Origin of the sequence: Burkholderia sp. LAS2, assembly GCF_018417615.1 — a bacterium.
Lineage (GTDB): Bacteria > Pseudomonadota > Gammaproteobacteria > Burkholderiales > Burkholderiaceae > Burkholderia > Burkholderia sola.
This window is the reverse complement of sequence record NZ_CP071053.1, coordinates 493837-510252: the sequence shown is the minus strand read 5'-3', so window position 1 is coordinate 510252 and position 16416 is coordinate 493837. Positions and strand designations below refer to the sequence as shown.

The 16416-nt window shown below is 69.4% G+C and carries 15 protein-coding genes; 8 read left to right on the top strand and 7 right to left on the bottom strand.

Annotated features, from left to right (window positions below):
* Positions 1 to 12 precede the first annotated feature (12 nt).
* The 3 genes from creC (at position 13) to JYG37_RS22670 (ending at position 3294) form a co-directional block, all read left to right on the top strand.
* Positions 13 to 1473 (top strand): two-component system sensor histidine kinase CreC, encoded by a 1461-nt coding sequence (gene creC / locus JYG37_RS22680; protein ID WP_050017427.1) that lies wholly within the window; start codon positions 13 to 15, stop codon positions 1471 to 1473.
* Between the two features lie 105 nt (positions 1474 to 1578).
* Positions 1579 to 2967 carry a cell envelope integrity protein CreD gene (creD, locus tag JYG37_RS22675; protein WP_213346468.1) on the top strand — a complete coding sequence of 463 codons (1389 nt, stop codon included), beginning with the start codon at positions 1579 to 1581 and terminating at the stop codon, positions 2965 to 2967.
* A gap of 129 nt (positions 2968 to 3096) precedes the next feature.
* Positions 3097 to 3294, top strand: a complete 198-nt coding sequence (locus tag JYG37_RS22670) for an oxidoreductase-like domain-containing protein (protein WP_080334376.1) — start codon at positions 3097 to 3099, stop codon at positions 3292 to 3294.
* Positions 3295 to 3384: 90 nt separating this feature from the next.
* Here JYG37_RS22670 and JYG37_RS22665 read toward each other — a convergent pair whose 3' ends face one another.
* Positions 3385 to 4845: an MFS transporter gene (locus JYG37_RS22665; protein ID WP_213346465.1), complete on the bottom strand. Its 1461-nt coding sequence runs from the start codon at positions 4843 to 4845 to the stop codon at positions 3385 to 3387.
* A 147-nt stretch (positions 4846 to 4992) separates the two neighbouring features.
* Between JYG37_RS22665 and JYG37_RS22660 the strand changes: the two genes are divergently transcribed.
* Together JYG37_RS22660 and JYG37_RS22655 are read left to right on the top strand one after the other, a co-directional pair.
* Positions 4993 to 5865 carry a LysR family transcriptional regulator gene (locus tag JYG37_RS22660; protein ID WP_050017430.1) on the top strand — a complete coding sequence of 291 codons (873 nt, stop codon included), beginning with the start codon at positions 4993 to 4995 and terminating at the stop codon, positions 5863 to 5865.
* A gap of 60 nt (positions 5866 to 5925) precedes the next feature.
* Positions 5926 to 6246, top strand: coding sequence for a DUF7660 family protein (locus JYG37_RS22655; RefSeq protein ID WP_050017431.1), 321 nt, complete (start codon positions 5926 to 5928; stop codon positions 6244 to 6246).
* A 32-nt stretch (positions 6247 to 6278) separates the two neighbouring features.
* Here JYG37_RS22655 and JYG37_RS22650 read toward each other — a convergent pair whose 3' ends face one another.
* The gene (locus tag JYG37_RS22650) at positions 6279 to 7181 is read right to left on the bottom strand and encodes a LysR family transcriptional regulator (protein WP_050017432.1); all 903 of its coding nucleotides are present in this window, start codon (positions 7179 to 7181) and stop codon (positions 6279 to 6281) included.
* Between the two features lie 99 nt (positions 7182 to 7280).
* Between JYG37_RS22650 and JYG37_RS22645 the strand changes: the two genes are divergently transcribed.
* Both JYG37_RS22645 and JYG37_RS22640 read left to right on the top strand, forming a co-directional pair.
* Positions 7281 to 8258 (top strand): NAD-dependent epimerase/dehydratase family protein, encoded by a 978-nt coding sequence (locus tag JYG37_RS22645; protein WP_050017433.1) that lies wholly within the window; start codon positions 7281 to 7283, stop codon positions 8256 to 8258.
* 131 nt (positions 8259 to 8389) lie between these two features.
* Positions 8390 to 9781 carry an RtcB family protein gene (locus JYG37_RS22640; RefSeq protein ID WP_050017434.1) on the top strand — a complete coding sequence of 464 codons (1392 nt, stop codon included), beginning with the start codon at positions 8390 to 8392 and terminating at the stop codon, positions 9779 to 9781.
* A 416-nt stretch (positions 9782 to 10197) separates the two neighbouring features.
* Here JYG37_RS22640 and JYG37_RS22635 read toward each other — a convergent pair whose 3' ends face one another.
* The 5 genes from JYG37_RS22635 to JYG37_RS22615 all read right to left on the bottom strand — a co-directional run bounded on the left by JYG37_RS22635 (position 10198) and on the right by JYG37_RS22615 (position 15044).
* The gene (locus tag JYG37_RS22635) at positions 10198 to 10899 is read right to left on the bottom strand and encodes a DUF2848 domain-containing protein (protein WP_213346464.1); all 702 of its coding nucleotides are present in this window, start codon (positions 10897 to 10899) and stop codon (positions 10198 to 10200) included.
* Between the two features lie 49 nt (positions 10900 to 10948).
* Complete coding sequence (locus JYG37_RS22630; RefSeq protein ID WP_089489528.1) at positions 10949 to 12268, bottom strand: MFS transporter; 1320 nt, start codon at positions 12266 to 12268, stop codon at positions 10949 to 10951.
* Positions 12269 to 12325: 57 nt separating this feature from the next.
* Entirely contained in the window at positions 12326 to 13009 is a 684-nt protein-coding gene (locus JYG37_RS22625) for a DUF4286 family protein (protein WP_213346462.1), read from the bottom strand.
* Between the two features lie 99 nt (positions 13010 to 13108).
* Entirely contained in the window at positions 13109 to 14152 is a 1044-nt protein-coding gene (locus JYG37_RS22620) for a LysR family transcriptional regulator (RefSeq protein WP_050017438.1), read from the bottom strand.
* 100 nt (positions 14153 to 14252) lie between these two features.
* Positions 14253 to 15044: an SDR family NAD(P)-dependent oxidoreductase gene (locus JYG37_RS22615; protein WP_050017506.1), complete on the bottom strand. Its 792-nt coding sequence runs from the start codon at positions 15042 to 15044 to the stop codon at positions 14253 to 14255.
* Between the two features lie 430 nt (positions 15045 to 15474).
* Here JYG37_RS22615 and ypfJ point away from each other — a divergent pair, with 430 nt between their 5' ends.
* Positions 15475 to 16353 carry a KPN_02809 family neutral zinc metallopeptidase gene (ypfJ, locus tag JYG37_RS22610; RefSeq protein WP_213346461.1) on the top strand — a complete coding sequence of 293 codons (879 nt, stop codon included), beginning with the start codon at positions 15475 to 15477 and terminating at the stop codon, positions 16351 to 16353.
* Positions 16354 to 16416: the final 63 nt, after the last annotated feature.

Here is a 16416-nt window from a genome sequence, read left to right as displayed (position 1 = left end):
CCGGCACCGCCCATGCATATCGGCCTGCGCATCTTCTTCGGCTTTTTCCTGATCGTCGGCCTGGCCGCGCTGATCACGCTGCGCGTATTCGTGCAGGAGGTGAAGCCCGGCGTGCGCGAAGCGATGGAGGACACGCTCGTCGATACCGCGCAGGTGCTGGCGACGCTGGCGGCCGACGACATGGCGAACGGCCATATCGCCGACGGCACATTCGCACGGCAGCTCGGGAAACTGCACGAGCGCCCGGTTAGCGCCAACGTGTGGGGCATCCAGAAGAACGCGATCGGCTACCGCCTCTACATCACCGACGCGCACGGCATCGTCCGCTACGACTCGTCCGGCAGCGCGGTCGGGCAGGACTATTCGCGCTGGAACGACGTGTACCGGACGCTGCGCGGCGAATACGGCGCGCGCAGCACGCGCAGCGATCCGAACGACGACAGCAGCACCGTGATGCACGTGGCGGCGCCGATCCGGCGCGGCAACGAGATCATCGGCGTGCTGACGATCGCGAAGCCGAACCAGACGGTCGCGCCGTTCATCGCGCGCAGCCAGCGCAAGATCATGCTGTACGGCGCGTTGCTGATGGGCGGCGCGATCCTGATCGGCGCCGCGTGCACGTGGTGGCTGGTGCTCGGGCTGCGGCGCCTGCAGCGCTATGCGCGCGCGATCGCGGCCGGCGAGCGCGCGTCGATGCCGCTGCAGGGCGCGAACGAGCTGGCCGAACTCGGGCGCGCGGTCGAAAGCATGCATCAGCGGCTGGAAGACCGGCAGTACGTCGAAACCTACATCCACACGCTCACGCACGAGATGAAGAGCCCGCTGGCCGCGATCAGCGGCGCGGCCGAGCTGTTGCAGGAAGACATGCCGGTCGCGAACCGCCGCCGCTTCACCGAGAACATCCGCCGCCAGGCCGGCCGCCTCGAACAGATGATCCGCAAGCTGCTCGCGCTGGCCGAGGTCGAGCAGAAGCAGCGGCTGTCGGTGCACGAGCCGGTCGCGCTGCGGCCGGTGCTCGACCAACTCGTCGACGATATCGAACCGCGCGCGCGGCAGCGCGGCGTGAGCCTGCGGATCGACGCGAACGATGCGGCTGATGGGGCCGATGCGCCGGTCGTCGACGGCGATCCGTTCCTGCTGCGGCAGGCGCTCGGCAACCTGCTCGACAACGCGCTGGATTTCGCGCCGCAGGGCAGCACGATCCGGATCGCGCTCGAGCGGCAGCCGGCGGGCAGGGCGCACGTCGCGGTCGTGCGCGTCGCCGACGACGGCCCCGGCGTGCCCGACTATGCGCTGTCGCGCGTGTTCGAACGCTTCTATTCGCTGCCGCGTCCCGATGGGCAGGATCGCAGCACGGGCCTCGGGCTGTGTTTCGTCCGCGAGGTCGCGATGCTGCACCACGGCCAGGTCGCGCTCGCGAACCGTGCCGAAGGCGGCGCGTGCGCGACGCTCACGCTGCCGTCGGCGGGCTGACCGCGCGCTTCACGTTCGCCACACATTCGCTTCACGCCGGCTTCAATCGCCCTTCACCGGGGCCGCGCATGCTGACCGTACCTTCCACTCCGGTACCTGCCAGCAATGAATCGAGTCCTGTTGTTCAAGTCCATGATCACCGCGTTTCTCGCGCTGGCGATCCTGATCCCGCTGCAGATGGTCCAGAGCATCGTGCGGGAACGCGCCGACTATCGGCAGAACGCGCTGCAGAGCATCTGGGCGAGCTACGCGGGGCCGCAGACGGTGACGGGACCGGTGCTCGTCGTCCGTTACACGGAAGTCACGCGCGTGAGCGACGACGTGCGCGCCGGCGGCAAGGCGAAAACCAGCCTGAAAAGCGAGACGAAACGGCTGCTCGTGTTTCCGAAGACGCTGAACGTCGACGGCACGCTGTCGGTCAGCGTGCGCTATCGCGGCATCCACAAGGCGCTCGTGTACGGGCTCGACAGCCGGATGACGGGCACGCTGCCGCTGCCGGACCTGAAGAAGCTGCCGCAGGCCGACGGGCACGTGAGCTTCAAGATCGACGGTGCGTATGTCGCACTCGGCATCGGCGACCTTCGCGGGTTGAAGGCGCAGCCCGACCTGCGCATCGGCGGCAAGCGGATCGACGTGGAGCAGGGCACGCGGCTCGAGAGCCTGCGCCAGGGCGTGCATGCGAACCTCGATCTCGCGGCGCTGGCGGACGCAAACGCAGGCGCGACGGTCGTGCCGTTCAGCATCGGCCTGCCGCTCGCGGGCGCCGAATCGGTCGCGTTCGCGCCGGTGGGCGACCAGAACGACTTCTCGCTGAAATCGACGTGGCCGCATCCGAGCTTCGGCGGCGAATTCCTGCCGGCCGACCGCACGATCGACGCGCGCGGCTTCGTCGGCAACTGGCACGTGACGTCGTTCAACACGAAGGCGCGCGAGCAAGTGGCGTCCGGCACCGGCGACGGCGAGATCGAGATGGCGTCGGTATCGGTGATCGAGCCCGTGAACGTCTATCTGCAGGCCGAGCGCGCGACGAAATACGGCGCGTTGTTCGTGATGCTCACGTTCGCGAGCTTCTTCATGTACGAGCTCGTGAAGCGGCTGCGCATTCACCCGATCCAGTACACGCTGGTCGGCCTGTCGCTCGCGCTGTTCTTCCTGCTGCTGCTGAGCCTGTCCGAGCATATTGCGTTCGGCTATGCGTATCTCGCGGCGAGCGGCGCATGCATCGGGCTGCTGGGCTTCTACCTGTCGTTCGTGCTGCACAGCGTGAAGCGCGGCGCGACGTTTACGGCGCTGCTCGCGATGCTGTACGCGGCGCTCTACGGGCTGCTGCTGTCGGAAGACAATGCGCTGATGCTCGGTTCGCTGCTGCTGTTCGCGATCCTCGCCGGCATCATGACGCTCACGCGCCGCGTCGACTGGTATTCGCTCGGCGCCGCGTGGCAGCCGCTGGCCGACAAGCCGGCGGCGGTGAAGCCGGGCGCGCCGGTGAAGTAGGCGAGCAAGCGGGCGGGCTCGGCGATCGCGCAGTGACGGAGGCGTTCATCGTCGGCCGGCCCGGCCTGCCGAAAGCGGCGGCGGCCCGGATCGCCCTATACTGACCACTCCACATTACCGGACCACGCCGTGCCGAACCCAGTTTCAGGAGATCCGTCCATCGACGATCCCCGTCCGACCCCGCCCATCCAACCCGAACTGGAAGACTGCTGCAACAGCGGCTGCTCGCCGTGCGTCTTCGACCTGTACGACGAAGCGCTCGCGCGCTATCGCGTCGAACTGGCCGAATGGGAGGCGCGGCAGGCACAGCGCGAGCATCGCAAATAAACCGGACGCCGGCGAGCGGCCATGCGTTGCATGCACCGCATCTGTCGCCGACGTCGGACTGACGAGGCCAATTCCGTCGCGCGTCAGGCGTCACGCATCCGCATGCAGCCGCCGATGCATCGGCCCGAGCGCCATCGACAATGCAATGCAGCCCACCAACACGATCGTCAGCGTGAACATCGACGCCCTGAACCCCTGCACGTAGTCGAGCGCGGCCGGATGCACGCCGAGCCGCGCGAAGAACACGCCGCCGATCGTCGCGGCGCCGACCGCCGCGCCGATCTGGAGCATCGCGCTGACCATCCCCGACGCGACGCCCGCGCGGGCCGCGTCGACTTCCGCGAGCACGATCCGCACGACCGACGGCAGCACGAGCCCTTGCCCGATGCCGATCGCCGCGATGCCCGCATAGAAGCCGGGCCCCGGCGCGCCGTCGCGGGCCAGCGCGGCGGCGCTCGCGACGCCGGCCGCGAGCATCGCGAAGCCGAGCGTGAGCACGCGATACCCGCCGAAGCGGGCGACGAGGCGCGTCGTCAGCAGCGGGCTCGCGAGGAAGCCGAGCCCGAGCGGCAGGATCGCGAAGCCGGACGCGAGCGGCGACCAGTTCAGGCAGCCCTGCAGATAGATCCCGTAGCTCAGGAAGAATGCGCTCAGCATGTAGAACAGGAACGCGAGCAGGAGCCCGAGCGCGACGACCGGGTTGCGGAACAGCCGGACGTCGAGCAGCGGATCGTGGCCGCGAGCGAGCCGGCGCGCTTCGACCGCCAGCAGCGCGCCGAGCATCGGCAGCGCGCCGATGCCGCACGCGATCATCCACAGCGGCCAGCCGGCTTCCCGACCGTGCGTGAGCGGGTACACGATCATCAGCAGGAACAGCGACATCAGCACCGTGCCCGGCACGTCGATGCGCTGGCCGCGCGGCGCGCGGTTTTCCGGGATGAAGCGCCAGCTGCCGATCAGCGCCAGGACGCCGATCGGCAGATTGACGAGAAAGATCGCGCGCCAGCCGAGCCCGAACGGATGCAGGCTGATCAGCGCGCCGCCGCCGAGCTGGCCGATCACGGCCGCGAGGCCGAACGCGAACCCGTAGAAGCCCATCACGCGCACCTGTTCCTGCGGGCTGAATACGCTGCGGATCGTCGCGAGCACCTGCGGCGCGAGGATCGCGGCGAACAGGCCCTGCAGCACGCGGCCGCCGACCAGCACCGTGCCGTTGCCGGCGAGCCCGCACAGCGTCGACGCGAGCACGAAGCCGGCCATGCCGATCATGAACATGCGCTTGCGACCGTACAGGTCGCCGAGGCGTCCGCCGGTGATCTGCACGACCGCGTTCGCGCACGCATAGGCTGACACGACGAGCTGCAACTCGGCCTGGCGCGCGCCAATGCCGTCGCGAATGGCCGGCAGCGCGAGGTTCACGATGAAGTAGTCGAGCGGCGGCAGAATGGCGCCGACCAGCAGGACCACGAGCGCCCAGCCGTGATGGCTGCGCGGCGTCGTCGCGGCAGCCGCGCCGGCCGGCGCGCAGGGGGCGAGGGTGTGGTTCGTCATGATGAAAGCAGATCCAAAGAATGAGGGCCCGATAGGCGATCGACGCAAGCAGGCCGTTGACTCCTTATTCTGGCCATCGCCCATGATTCGGAAAAGCGGGAAAGAGTGGTAGCATCCATCGGGTTATTCGATGGATGGAGGGTGGCGATGCGCGGTTTCGACCTGGACCAATTGCGCACTTTCGCGGCGGTCGCGGACGCCGGCAGCCTGACGGCCGCCGCGCCGCTGCTGCACCTGTCGCAATCGACGGTCAGCGAGCAGGTGCGCAAGCTCGAATCGCGCGCCGGCGTGCCGTTGTTCGTGCGCAGCAAGCGCGGCGTCGAGCCGACGCCGGCCGGCTCGCGGCTGCTGCAGCACGCGCGGCGCATCGTCGCGCTGAACGAGGCCGCGTTCGACGAGCTGCGCGGGCAGGCGATCAAGGGTGAGTTGCGCGTCGCGATCACCGACTACTACCGCACGAATGAAGTGGCGGGCATGCTGGCGCGGCTGCGCGAGTGCTACCCGCAGTTGAGCCTGCACGTGAGCGCGATGAAGAGCGCGGAGATCGAAGCGGCGCACGCACGCGGGCAGATCGATCTCGGCGTGGTGATGAACATGTCGAGCGGGCCGTTCCGGCCGGTGTCGGCCGACACGCGCTGGGTGCTGCGGCGCGAACCGCTGTCGTGGGTCGCGTCGCCGGCGCTCGCCGAGCAATTGCCCGAGCCGCTGCCGCTGGTGCTGCTGCCGGACGACTGCATGATGCATCAGGTCGCGGTGCGCTCGCTCGACGAGCAGCACACGCCGTACGTGCTCGTGCACAGCGCGTCGGGTGTCGCGGGGTTGCAGTCGATGCTCGCGGCGGGGCTTGGGGTCGGCTGCCTGTGCGCGTCGGCGATCGGCGACGGCCTGATGCGGCTCGGCACCAAATACCGGCTGCCGCCGCTGCCGGACGCGGTGTTTTCGCTGACGCCGCCGCTGCCGGGCGAGCGCGAGACCGTCACCCAGGCGCGCGAGGTGCTGTCGCGTCAACTGCTGATGTAAAACCATGCCGCGCGACACGCGGCGGCGCGTCATCGAGAGACGCGCCAGGGGGGCACAGGCATGAACGACGAACTGAAGCGCGAGATGGCCGCGAAGCTGCAGGATGCGCTGGAGCGCGTGGTCGACGAGCGTTCGCTGATCCACTTCCTGCGGGTGCTCGGCCATGACTGGCATACGGAGCGGCAGCTCGAGGCCGACTCGCCGCTGTCGCCGTACGCGCACGCGGTGCTCGGCTGGGAAAACCGTTCGATCGGCGAATACCTGGAAGCGATGATCGACTGGGCCGAGGCGTCGGAAGAGGGGCTGCGCTTCTATGACGTGCCCGACAATCCTTGGCGGCGCATCGCCGATATCCTGTTCGCCGGGAAAATCTACGAATAGCGCGCGGCCGCGCTATTCGTGCCCACGGCTTTCTACTCGGTGACCTCACCATCCGCATACGCACGCAGCCCGTTGGCCAGTGCATCGAACACGGCGCGGCAGCGCGGGCTCGTCCGCAGGTCTTCGTGCATCACGACCCAGGTTTCCAGCCGCATCGCGGGCCCGTCGGGCAGCACGCGCACGAGCCGCGCGTCGCGTTTCGCGAGCGCCGTCTGGCAGAAGCCGATCCCGTAGCCGGCGCGGATCATCGCGAGCTGCGCGAGATTGCTGTCGGTGCGCAGCGCGAACGCTTCGCGCTTCCAGAGCGGCATGCCACGCGCCGCCGAGCGGATGAACGGCGTGACCGTATCGAAGCCGATCAGCGCGTGATGCGCGAGCGCGTCGATCGTCGCCGGCGCGCCGTGGTGCGCGAGGTAATCGTCGCGCGCATACAGCCCGACCTCGATGTCGCCGACGCGCCGCGCGACGAGTGCGTCCTGCGTGGGCGGCGCCATTCGGACCGCGATGTCGGCCTCGCGTTTCAGCACGTCCTGGATGCGGTCCGTCGGCACCAGTTCGATCACGAGCCCCGGATGGTCGCGCCGGAGCTGCGCGAGCATCGGCGGCAGCACCTCGACGGCGATCACGTCGCTGGCCGAGATCCGCACGATGCCGCGCACGCCGGCGCCGTGGCTGGCCGCCGCGCGCTCGAACGCCGCCGCCGCGCTGCGCAGTGCCTCCGCATGGCCGCGCAGCGCGAGCGCGGCCTCGGTCGGCAGCAGGCCCGACGGCGAACGCGTGAACAGCGTCTGGCCGAACGCGGCTTCGAGCGCCGCGACATGGCGGCCGGCCGTCGGCTGCGTAATGCCGAGCGCGCGCGCCGCGCCGGACAGCGAGCCTTCCGTCAGCACCGCGAGGAAGGTGCGGTAGCGTTCCCAGTTCAGATCGGTGGTCATGCATAAATGTATAGCTGATCCGACAGGTTCGGCAATTCCTTGATAGCGACCGGCGCGCCAGAATGCGTGTCGTGATGGCGCCATTCAAGGAGAGCGGCAATGTTGTCAAATGCAGGCGGGACGCAACGGCAGGCACTCGTGCTGGGCGCGAGCGGCGGGATCGGCGGGGAAGTCGCGCGGCAGTTGCGCGATGCGGGCTGGCAGGTGCGCGCGCTCAAGCGCGGGCTCGATGCCGAGGTCGTGGAGCGCGACGGCATCGCATGGGTGCGCGGCGACGCGCTGGATCGCGCTGCGGTGGTGCGCGCCGCGCGCGGCTGCAGCGTGATCGTGCATGCGGTGAACCCGCCCGGATACCGGAACTGGGCGACGCAGGTGCTGCCGATGATCGACAACACGATCGCGGCGGCCCGGACCGTGCAGGCCACCGTCGTGCTGCCGGGCACGGTCTACAACTTCGGCGTCGATGCGTTTCCGGTGCTGCGGGAAGATGCGCCGCAGCATCCGGCGACGCGCAAGGGCGCGATCCGCGTCGAACTGGAGCGCCGGCTGCAGGACGCCAGCGTGCACGGCGTGCGTTCGATCGTCGTGCGTGCCGGTGATTTCTTCGGACCGCAGCTAGGCAACAGCTGGTTCTCGCAGGGGCTGATCAAGCCGGGGCGGCCCGTTTCGGCCATCAGCGTGCCGAGCCGCGGCGTCGGCCATCAATGGTCGTATGTGCCGGACGTGGCCCGCACGATGCTCGAGCTGATCGAGCGCCGCCAGACGCTGGAGCCGTTCGCGCGTTTTCATCTGGGCGGGCATTGGGATGAAGACGGCATGCAGATGGCGCAGGCCGTGCAACGCATCGCGCAACGGCACGGCATGCGGCCGGCGCTGCGCGATTTCCCGTGGTGGCTCGTGTGGGTGGCCGCGCCGTTCGTCACGACGATGCGCGAATTGCTCGAGATGCGTTACCTGTGGCGCGAACCGATCCGGATGGACAACGCGCGTGTGACCGCGGTGCTCGGCCGCGAGCCGGTGACGCCGCTCGAGACGGCGGTGGAGGCGACGCTGGCGGGGCTCGGGTGTCTCGGGTGAGCAACGGTCGTCGCGGATGTCGCGCGGCTCTGCTATGATCCGCGCTTCCTTCCTCGACGCTGCTGCAGGAAGGTACCCACGACCGCCGGAATGCCGGAGGTCGCGTCGTACCTTTTTCATTTCCAGCAGCGATGTCTACTTTCCCTCGTCTGAAAAAAGCCTTGCAGCGGCAAGGCATCCATGTCGACCATCAGGCCGGCATCTACCATTTGCGCAATGAACAGTCGCAGGCTTCCGTGCTGCTGCCCGATTCGCTCCCGCTCGAGGAGAAGGCCGTGCAGCAACTGCTCGCGTTCGCCGCGGTCAGGTCGCCTGATGGCCACCACGGCGTCTGCAAGGCATGCGCGACGCCCGATTTCCATCCGGGCGGCGTCGCGCCGGTCGGCTCGATCGTCGCGACCGACGACGCGTTCGTGATTCCGGCCGCGATCGGCACCGACATCAACTGCGGGATGCGCCTCGTCACGACGGGTCTCAAGCGCTCGGCCCTCGCACCATTCGAAGCGGCGCTCGTCGAGCGGCTGACCCGTGCGATTCTCGCGGATCGCCGGGACGTGCCGGTCGGTGGCGACGCATTTCGCGCGCTGTTCGACGCGGGCCCGGCGGCATTCATCGACCGCGTGGCGCGGCAGGGGCTGTGGCAGCAGGTCGACCGCGACCGGCTGGCCGCTGAACTGTCGTCGTGCATCGGTCTCGCCGGGTTCGACGGCAGCGCGAAGTATGCGCCGGACGCGCACGTCGGCTCGCGCGACATGTTTCGCGACCCGAGCCTGGGCACGCCGGGCTCGGGCAACCATTTCGTCGAACTCCAGATCGTCGACGCGGTGTTCGACCGGCATGTGGCGTACCGCGCCGGGATCGCGAAGGACGATGTCGTCGTGATGATTCACAGCGGCTCGCGCGATGTCGGCTTCTACGTCGGGCGGCGCTGGATGGATCGCGCGCGTGCCGCATGGCCGGCCGGCGTCAGGCATCCGGAGAGCGGCCTGTACGGTCTGTCCGGCGAACTGGCGCGCGAATACCTCGTCGCGATGGGCACGGCCGCGCGCTATGCATGGCTGAACCGCGTCGTCCTCGCGGAAATGGTGCGCAAGGAGCTGGCGGAACTGACCGGCGCGACCGGTTCGGCGCTCGTGGTCGATGTGCCGCACAATGTCGTGCTGCGCGAGAACGGCATGAACATCCACCGCAAGGGCGCGACACCCGCGCGCGATGGCGATCTCGCGCTGATTCCCGGCTCGATGGGCGACGCGTCGTTTCTGGCCACCGGGCTCGGCCATCCCGACTGGCTGTGGTCATGCAGCCACGGCGCGGGCCGGAGCGTGCGCCGTCAGGCGTTGCGAAGGATGCGTGCCGAGCAGGCGCCCGGTACATGGCGATGCGTGACGTTGCGCGACGAACGCCGGATCGAGGAGGCGCCGGACGCCTACAAGCCGATCGGGCCGGTGATCGACGCGCAGGAGCAGGCCGGGCTGATCCGCAGTGCGGTCCGGCTGAAACCGTGGATCACGTTCAAGGCGTGACGGGCGGCGGCGCGTGCGCGTTGCGTCGCCGCCATTTTCTGCGCCAGGCGCAGCCATGCACCTCGACCGCTTTCCGGTGCATCGGGCCATGCCCGACACCGGAGGGCGTCAGACAGAATCGAAGCACCCGCGGGACAACAATTTTCCACATACCCGCATGCATCCGATGAGCATCATGTCGTCAACGTCGATCAACGGGAAACGGGGGCGAGATGTTGCACGTTGGCTGGAAAGCGTCGGTTGCGGGAGCAATCATGTTCACATTGAGCGGGTGTACCAACCTGGCCGGTGTGCTGTACTGCGGCAACTCGCAGTTCAACTTCCCGGACTATCACTGCTTTGAGTCGTACAGGTAGGAACAGGCGTCACGACCGACAGCCGTGGTGCCCGCGTCCCGTGCGGTTTTCCGCTCGCCGTCAAGCCACGACCGGCAATGCCTCGACCGCATAACGATGCGCGAGACTGCGTCCGAGCACCGGATCGTGCAGCTCCATCTCGAACGCATCGCCGTCACCCATCGTCGCGATCGTGCCGTGCACGGCGACCGTGCCGCCAAACATCGCGCAGCGCGCGGGCATCGCGCGGCGATCGCCGAACCGCTGCCACAGCGCGTCGGGGGCGAGCAGGCCGCTGACCGCGCCGTGCTGGTACGCCGTCCGCTCGCCGTCGCGCGTAATCAGCCACGAACGCATCTCGAGCGCATCCCAGTGATCGGCGACATCCGCATGGCGCCACGCGTCGCGGCCGAGCGGCTTCGCGCACACCTGCTTCGACACGGCGACGCCGTACGCCTCGACTTCGCGATCCGTGTGATCGGAGCCGACCGTGACCAGCGTGCCGGCCGGGCTGTCGACCAGCACGCATTCGATCTCGCCGCCCGAGCGCGCGCCGAGCACGCCGATCGACGGCGCCTGCGTGAGCAGCGCCGACGACACGCGATAGAAGCACGGCGTGGTCGATGGCGGCGCGACGCCGAGCGCCGCGAGCTCGTCGATGTGCGCGCGGACCGCGGCCGGGTCGCGGCCGGCCCAGCCGGCGATCACGACGCGCTCGACGTCGACGTCGACGGCGGCCGGCGCGCGTTGCAGGGAAATCACGTTGAACGACAGGGTGGGCATGCGAATATCCGTTTGAAGTGCGAAGGAACGATTCGGCTCGCGGCGACGCTCAATCTTCGAGCGGCCGGTGCGCGGTCTCGCGCGCGGCGACGAGCGCGATCGACGTGACGACGAGCGCGGCGGTGACGTACAGCGACACGGCGGTCGTCGTGCCCGTCTGCCGGAACAGCGCGGCGATCACGAGCGGCGCGAAGCCGCCGCCGACGATGCCGGCGAGCGTGTACGCGAGCGACGAACCCGCATAGCGCACGCGCGTCGGGAACTGTTCGGTCACGAATGCGCCCTGCGGGCCGTACATCACCGCATGGATCACGAGGCCGATCGCGACGGCCGCGACGATCGCCGCCGGGCGCGCCGAATCGAGCAGCGTGAAAAACACGAACGCCCACACGATCCCGGCCATTGCGCCGACGAGATACACGGGCCGGCGGCCGAAACGATCCGACAGCGCGCCGAAGAACGGCACCGCGAGCGCGTTGCACGCGGTGCCGATCATCACGGCCGTCAGCGCGACGGGGCGCGACAGGTGCAGCACGGTCGTCACGTAGGTCAGCGTGAACACGACGATCAGCGCATACAGCACATCCGAACCGATTCGCGAGCCGCCCGCGATCAGCAGGCGCTTCCAGTGGTACTTCAGCACGTCGGCGACGGGCACTTCGGCGGTCGCGTGCGATTCGGCGAGCTGCTCGAACTGCGGCGTTTCGTCGACGCCGCGACGCACCCAGAAGCCGAACGCGACGAGCAGCGCGCTGGCCGCGAACGGCACGCGCCAGCCCCACGACAGGAAATTGTCGGACGTGGTCGACAGCGTGACGAGCGCGATGCAGCCGGTGCCGAGCAGCGTGCCGAACGACGGGCCGATCTGCGTCCACGACGCGGACAGCCCGCGTCGTTTCTGGTCGCCGTGCTCGACCGACAGCAGCACCGCGCCGGCCCATTCGCCGCCGAGCGCGACGCCCTGCACGAAACGCAGCGCGACGAGCAGGATCGGGCTCAGGATGCCGGCCTGCGCATAGGTCGGCAGCGCGCCCATCAGCGCGGTCGTCACGCCCATCAGCACGAGCGTGAGCATCAGCACCGCGCGGCGGCCGATGCGGTCGCCAAGGTTGCCGAACACGAAGCCGCCGAGCGGGCGCGACACGTAGCCGACCGCATAGGTCGAGAATGCGAGGATCGTGCCGGCCAGCGGATCGACCGACGGGAAGAACAGGTGGTTGAAAACGAGCGCGGCGAGCGTGTTGTAGATCGTGAAGTCGTACCACTCGAGCGACGTGCCGATCATGCTCGCGGTCGCGAGTCGGCTGTTGCGGACACGGCGGGGCGCGTGGGCGGCGGGCTGGGCGAGAGTGCTCATGGTATCGGGCAGGTCGTGACGGGTGACGGGGTGAAGCGCGGGGCCGGCGTGGGTGTCGGCGTCGAGCGTTCAGGCTGGCAGCGCGGCAGCGGCGGCCGGTTCGGTTTCGCGTCGCCGGGCGGGCAGCGGTGCGGCGGCGCGCCACAGCAGGTCGAAGGTGCGCACGTCGTCGTGTGCGGCGAGCGTGGCGGCCACGCGGCGCGTGGCGGCTGCGTCGCTGCCTTCGATCAGCACCAGCGCATCGGCGGCCGGACGGGCGGCAGTCGCGGCGCCGATCGGCGCGGACAGGTCCGGTGACGTGCGGAAGAGCCGCGCGGCGTGGATGCCCGGTTCTTGCAGCGCAGCGTCGAAACGCTCGCGCAGTTGCGGCACGTCGATGCGATCCGGCGGCAGCACGAACAGCGCGAGATGCGCGCCTTCGCCGTCGCCGGCCTCGATCGTCAGCTCGCCGACGCGCCGCTGCGTGCCCGTCATGCGTTCGAAGTTCGCGAGCGACCACGCGGTCTGCTGCGTGAATGCGCGCCGGTACGCATCGCCGTGGAACACGTCGAGCGCGTCCGTCACATACAGCGCGAGGTATCGGCGCGGACCGCCGTCGGTCGCGCGGAACCGCCGCGCATGCGTGAAGCCGGGAATCGCGACACGCTCCTGCATGTGCTCGCGGTCGTACCACGCGTTGAAATCGGCTTCGTGCGCGGGGTCGATATCCGTCCAGACGCAGAGTTGGCCGTGCGGAAGGGAAAGGCGGGTCATCGCGGGGTTCCTCTTGACGGGGATGTCAGGAACCCCAGTGTCCCGAAGAGGGCCCGCGCCCGTCCAACAAGAAAACAAATTCGCGGTGAACAGGTTTTCTTATGAGCGGCGCGGAGGGCGTTTTGCAGCGGGCGCGGCAGACGAGGCGGCTTTCGTCGTGCGCTTCGGCTTCGTTTTCGCACGCGTAGTCGTCTTTGTCGCGGTTGCGCTGCGCGCGGGCGTTGCGTCGACGCGATCGGCGGCGGCCGGCTTCGCGAGGTTCGCGGCAGCCGCCGTCGCACGCGCGACTTCGCTCGCGAGTTCCGCGATGCGCGCGGCGACCGGCAGCCCCTGGCTGCGGTACGTCGCGACGAGCGGCAGCGCCGGGAATTCCGGTTCGACGTCGAGCAGTTCGAGCGTGCCTTCGTGCAGTTCGCGCCCGATGATCGCAGGCGGCAGCGCAGCCACGCCGAGCCCGTCGGCGACGAGGCGGATCATCGCGGCGACCGACGTGATGCAGTTGATGCTGGCCGGCCGTTCGACCGCCGCGAACAGCCGCTCGATCGTCGCGTGCGGCGCCGAGTGGCGCGAGAAGCTGATGATCGGAAACCCGGCCAGGCGCGCGACGTCGAGCGGCTGGCCGCCGAGCCCGAGGCGCGGGCTCGCGGCCCAGCGCACCGGGAATTCGCCCAGCGGCAGGTTCGTGAAGTCCGGGCCCGGCACCGGATCGGTCTGCAGGATCAGGTCGACGCCGTCGGTGCTGAGCAGCCGGATCAGGTGCAGCGTCGTGTCGCTCGTGATCTCGACGTCGAGGCGCGGATAGCGCTCGCGCAGTTGCGCCATCAGCGCGGGGAACCAGCTGTGCACGATCGATTCGATCACGCCGATCCGGATCAGGCCGGCGTCGCTCGCCGCATCGATGTCGCGCCGCATTTCGCCGTCGAGCCGCACGATCCGCTCCGCGTAGGCCAGCATGCGCCGGCCCGCGGGCGTGAGCGTGGCCGAGCGCGTGTTGCGGTCGAACAGGCGCACGTCGAATGCTTCCTCGAGCGAGGCGATGCGGCTCGACACGGCGGCCTGCGTCGTGTGCAGTTTCTCGGCCGTGAGCCGGAAGTTTTCGAGCTTCGCGAGCCAGACGAAGGTTTCCAGAAACCGGATGTTCATCGAATCCCGAACGGTGAGGCGGTGCCGCGCCAGGCGGCGGATCGGGACGATGTTAATGGATTCGGAAGCGGGCAGGCACGCGTGACGCCTTCGGGTGGCGTCAAAGCCGGTCGAACGCGAGCGTCGGCACGTCGACGACCATCGCGCCGCCGTCCGCGACGAGCGTCGCGCCGGTCACGAACGACGCGTCCGGCGACGCCAGGAACGCGCAGACGGCCGCGATCTCGTCGGGATCGGCCGCGCGCCGCAGCGGCACGTCGGCGCTCACGCGGGCGTACGCATCGTCGAGCGAATCGCCGTGCGCGGCCATCAGCGGTTCCATTTCCGCATCGGCCATCGGCGTGCGGACCCAGCCCGGGCAGACGGCGTTCGCGCGCACGCCGTGCGGGCCGTAGTCGCGTGCGAGCGATCGCGCCAGCCCGAGCAGCGCGTGCTTGCCGACCGTGTAGCCGCATACGCCGGGCCCGGCCGCGAGCGCGGCGATCGACGCGACCAGCACGATATTGCCGCGCTGCGCGATCAGGTCGGGCAGGCATGCGCGTGCGCTGACGAATGCGGTATCGAGGTTCGCGTGCATCGCGTCGCGCCACTGCGCGTCGTCGGTTTCGCCCGCGCGGCCGATGCCATGGCCGCCCGCGCATGCGACGAGCGCGTCGACGCGGCCGAAGCGTTCGGCGATGCGCGGCAGGAAGCCGGCCCAGTCGGCGGGGCTGGCGGCGTCGCCGGCCAGCGCGAGCCCGCCCGTTTCGGCAGCCAGTGCGTCGAGCGGTGCCGGACGGCGACCGATCAGCACGACGCGGTCGCCACGGCGGGCAAAGCGGCGCGCGCACGCGGCGCCGATGCCGGTGCCTGCGCCGGTAATCGCGATCGTGCGGGGTGGTGGGTGCGTCATGTGGGTCTCCGGGAAGATGCGTTCCAGCCACTTTAGGCGGCGCCGGCGCGCGCCGGTATCCGCCGAAAGGATGAACGCGGGTCGTCCGGACGACCGAGCCCAGCCGGCCGAGGCCCATTTTGCAAAGGCTGACGATGTCCGCCGCCGAATCGCTCTATCCTCCACATTTTTGCGATAAGCCGCGAAAGCCCGGCAAAATAGCGTGAGCGGGCGCGTGCAACGACGCGCGGCGCGTCGGCGGTCGATTCCGTCGTACGAATGGCGCGGCCAGCAAGGGCGCGGCCAGCAAGGGTGCGGCCGGCCGGATCGGTGCGGCCGGGCGCCCGAAGCGCAGGTATCGCGTCCGCCGACGGCTCGTGTCGCCACGGCGTATCGCCCGGTTGCGCGCTGGCGCGGCCGGACCATCGACAAGAACAGGGAGGGGCCGGCAATGAGGCTGGACGACGAAAGAGAAAGCGCCAACGTCGAGGATCGACGCGGCGGCGGGTTCGGCGGCGGGCGCGGCGCGACGATCGGCATCGGCACGATCGTGGTCGCGCTGGCCGCATCGTATTTCTTCGGGATCGACCCGCGCGTCGTGCTCGAAGGCGCGTCGGCGCTGCAGGGCAGGCAGCAGCAGGCGCAGCCCGCGCCGACCCGGCATCAGGGCGCGCCGGCGAACGATCCCGGCGCGGTGTTTACGCGCAAGGTGCTCGGCAATATCGAACGCACGTGGACGGGCGTGTTCAACACGCAACTGCACGCACAGTACCAACCGCCGAAGCTCGTGATGTTCACGAACTCGACGCCGACCGCGTGCGGCACCGGCCAGACCGCGATGGGGCCGTTCTACTGCCCGGGTGACCGCAACGTGTATATCGATCTCGGCTTCTACGACGAACTGCGCAAGCGTTTCGGCGCGGGCGGCGATTTCGCGCAGGCCTACGTGATCGCGCACGAAGTCGGCCACCACGTGCAGAACCTGCTCGGCATCGCCGACAAGGTCGACGCCGCGCGCCGGCGGTCGAGCCAGTCGCGTGCGAATGCGCTGTCGGTACGGATGGAACTCCAGGCCGACTGCTTTGCCGGCGTGTGGGCGAACAACGCGCAGCGCGCGAACCAGCGGCTGATGGAGCCCGGCGATTTCGAGCAGGGGCTGAAGGCGGCGGCCGCGATCGGCGACGACCGGCTGCAGCAGCAAGGGCAAGGCTACGTCGTGCCCGAAAGCTTCACGCACGGCACGAGCGAGCAGCGCGTGTACTGGCTGCGGCGCGGGATGGAGTCGGGTGAGGTGAGCGCCTGCGACACGTTCGCCGCGAACGCGCGCTGAACCAAGGCGCGCGCCCCTTCGCGCGCCCGTATCGTCCCGGTTGAACCGGCCGCCCTGGCCGGC

Excerpts from the sequence above, each read along its gene's own strand:
- creD (WP_213346468.1), top strand. The coding sequence starts at position 1,579 with ATGAATCGAGTCCTGTTGTTCAAGTCCATGATCACCGCGTTTCTCGCG.
- JYG37_RS22655 (WP_050017431.1), top strand. The coding sequence starts at position 5,926 with ATGAACGACGAACTGAAGCGCGAGATGGCCGCGAAGCTGCAGGATGCG.
- JYG37_RS22640 (WP_050017434.1), top strand. The coding sequence starts at position 8,390 with ATGTCTACTTTCCCTCGTCTGAAAAAAGCCTTGCAGCGGCAAGGCATC.
- ypfJ (WP_213346461.1), top strand. The coding sequence starts at position 15,475 with ATGAGGCTGGACGACGAAAGAGAAAGCGCCAACGTCGAGGATCGACGC.
- creC (WP_050017427.1), top strand. The coding sequence starts at position 13 with ATGCATATCGGCCTGCGCATCTTCTTCGGCTTTTTCCTGATCGTCGGC.
- JYG37_RS22635 (WP_213346464.1), bottom strand. The coding sequence starts at position 10,899 with ATGCCCACCCTGTCGTTCAACGTGATTTCCCTGCAACGCGCGCCGGCC.
- JYG37_RS22660 (WP_050017430.1), top strand. The coding sequence starts at position 4,993 with ATGCGCGGTTTCGACCTGGACCAATTGCGCACTTTCGCGGCGGTCGCG.
- JYG37_RS22625 (WP_213346462.1), bottom strand. The coding sequence starts at position 13,009 with ATGACCCGCCTTTCCCTTCCGCACGGCCAACTCTGCGTCTGGACGGAT.
- JYG37_RS22665 (WP_213346465.1), bottom strand. The coding sequence starts at position 4,845 with ATGACGAACCACACCCTCGCCCCCTGCGCGCCGGCCGGCGCGGCTGCC.
- JYG37_RS22645 (WP_050017433.1), top strand. The coding sequence starts at position 7,281 with ATGTTGTCAAATGCAGGCGGGACGCAACGGCAGGCACTCGTGCTGGGC.
- JYG37_RS22650 (WP_050017432.1), bottom strand. The coding sequence starts at position 7,181 with ATGACCACCGATCTGAACTGGGAACGCTACCGCACCTTCCTCGCGGTG.
- JYG37_RS22615 (WP_050017506.1), bottom strand. The coding sequence starts at position 15,044 with ATGACGCACCCACCACCCCGCACGATCGCGATTACCGGCGCAGGCACC.
- JYG37_RS22620 (WP_050017438.1), bottom strand. The coding sequence starts at position 14,152 with ATGAACATCCGGTTTCTGGAAACCTTCGTCTGGCTCGCGAAGCTCGAA.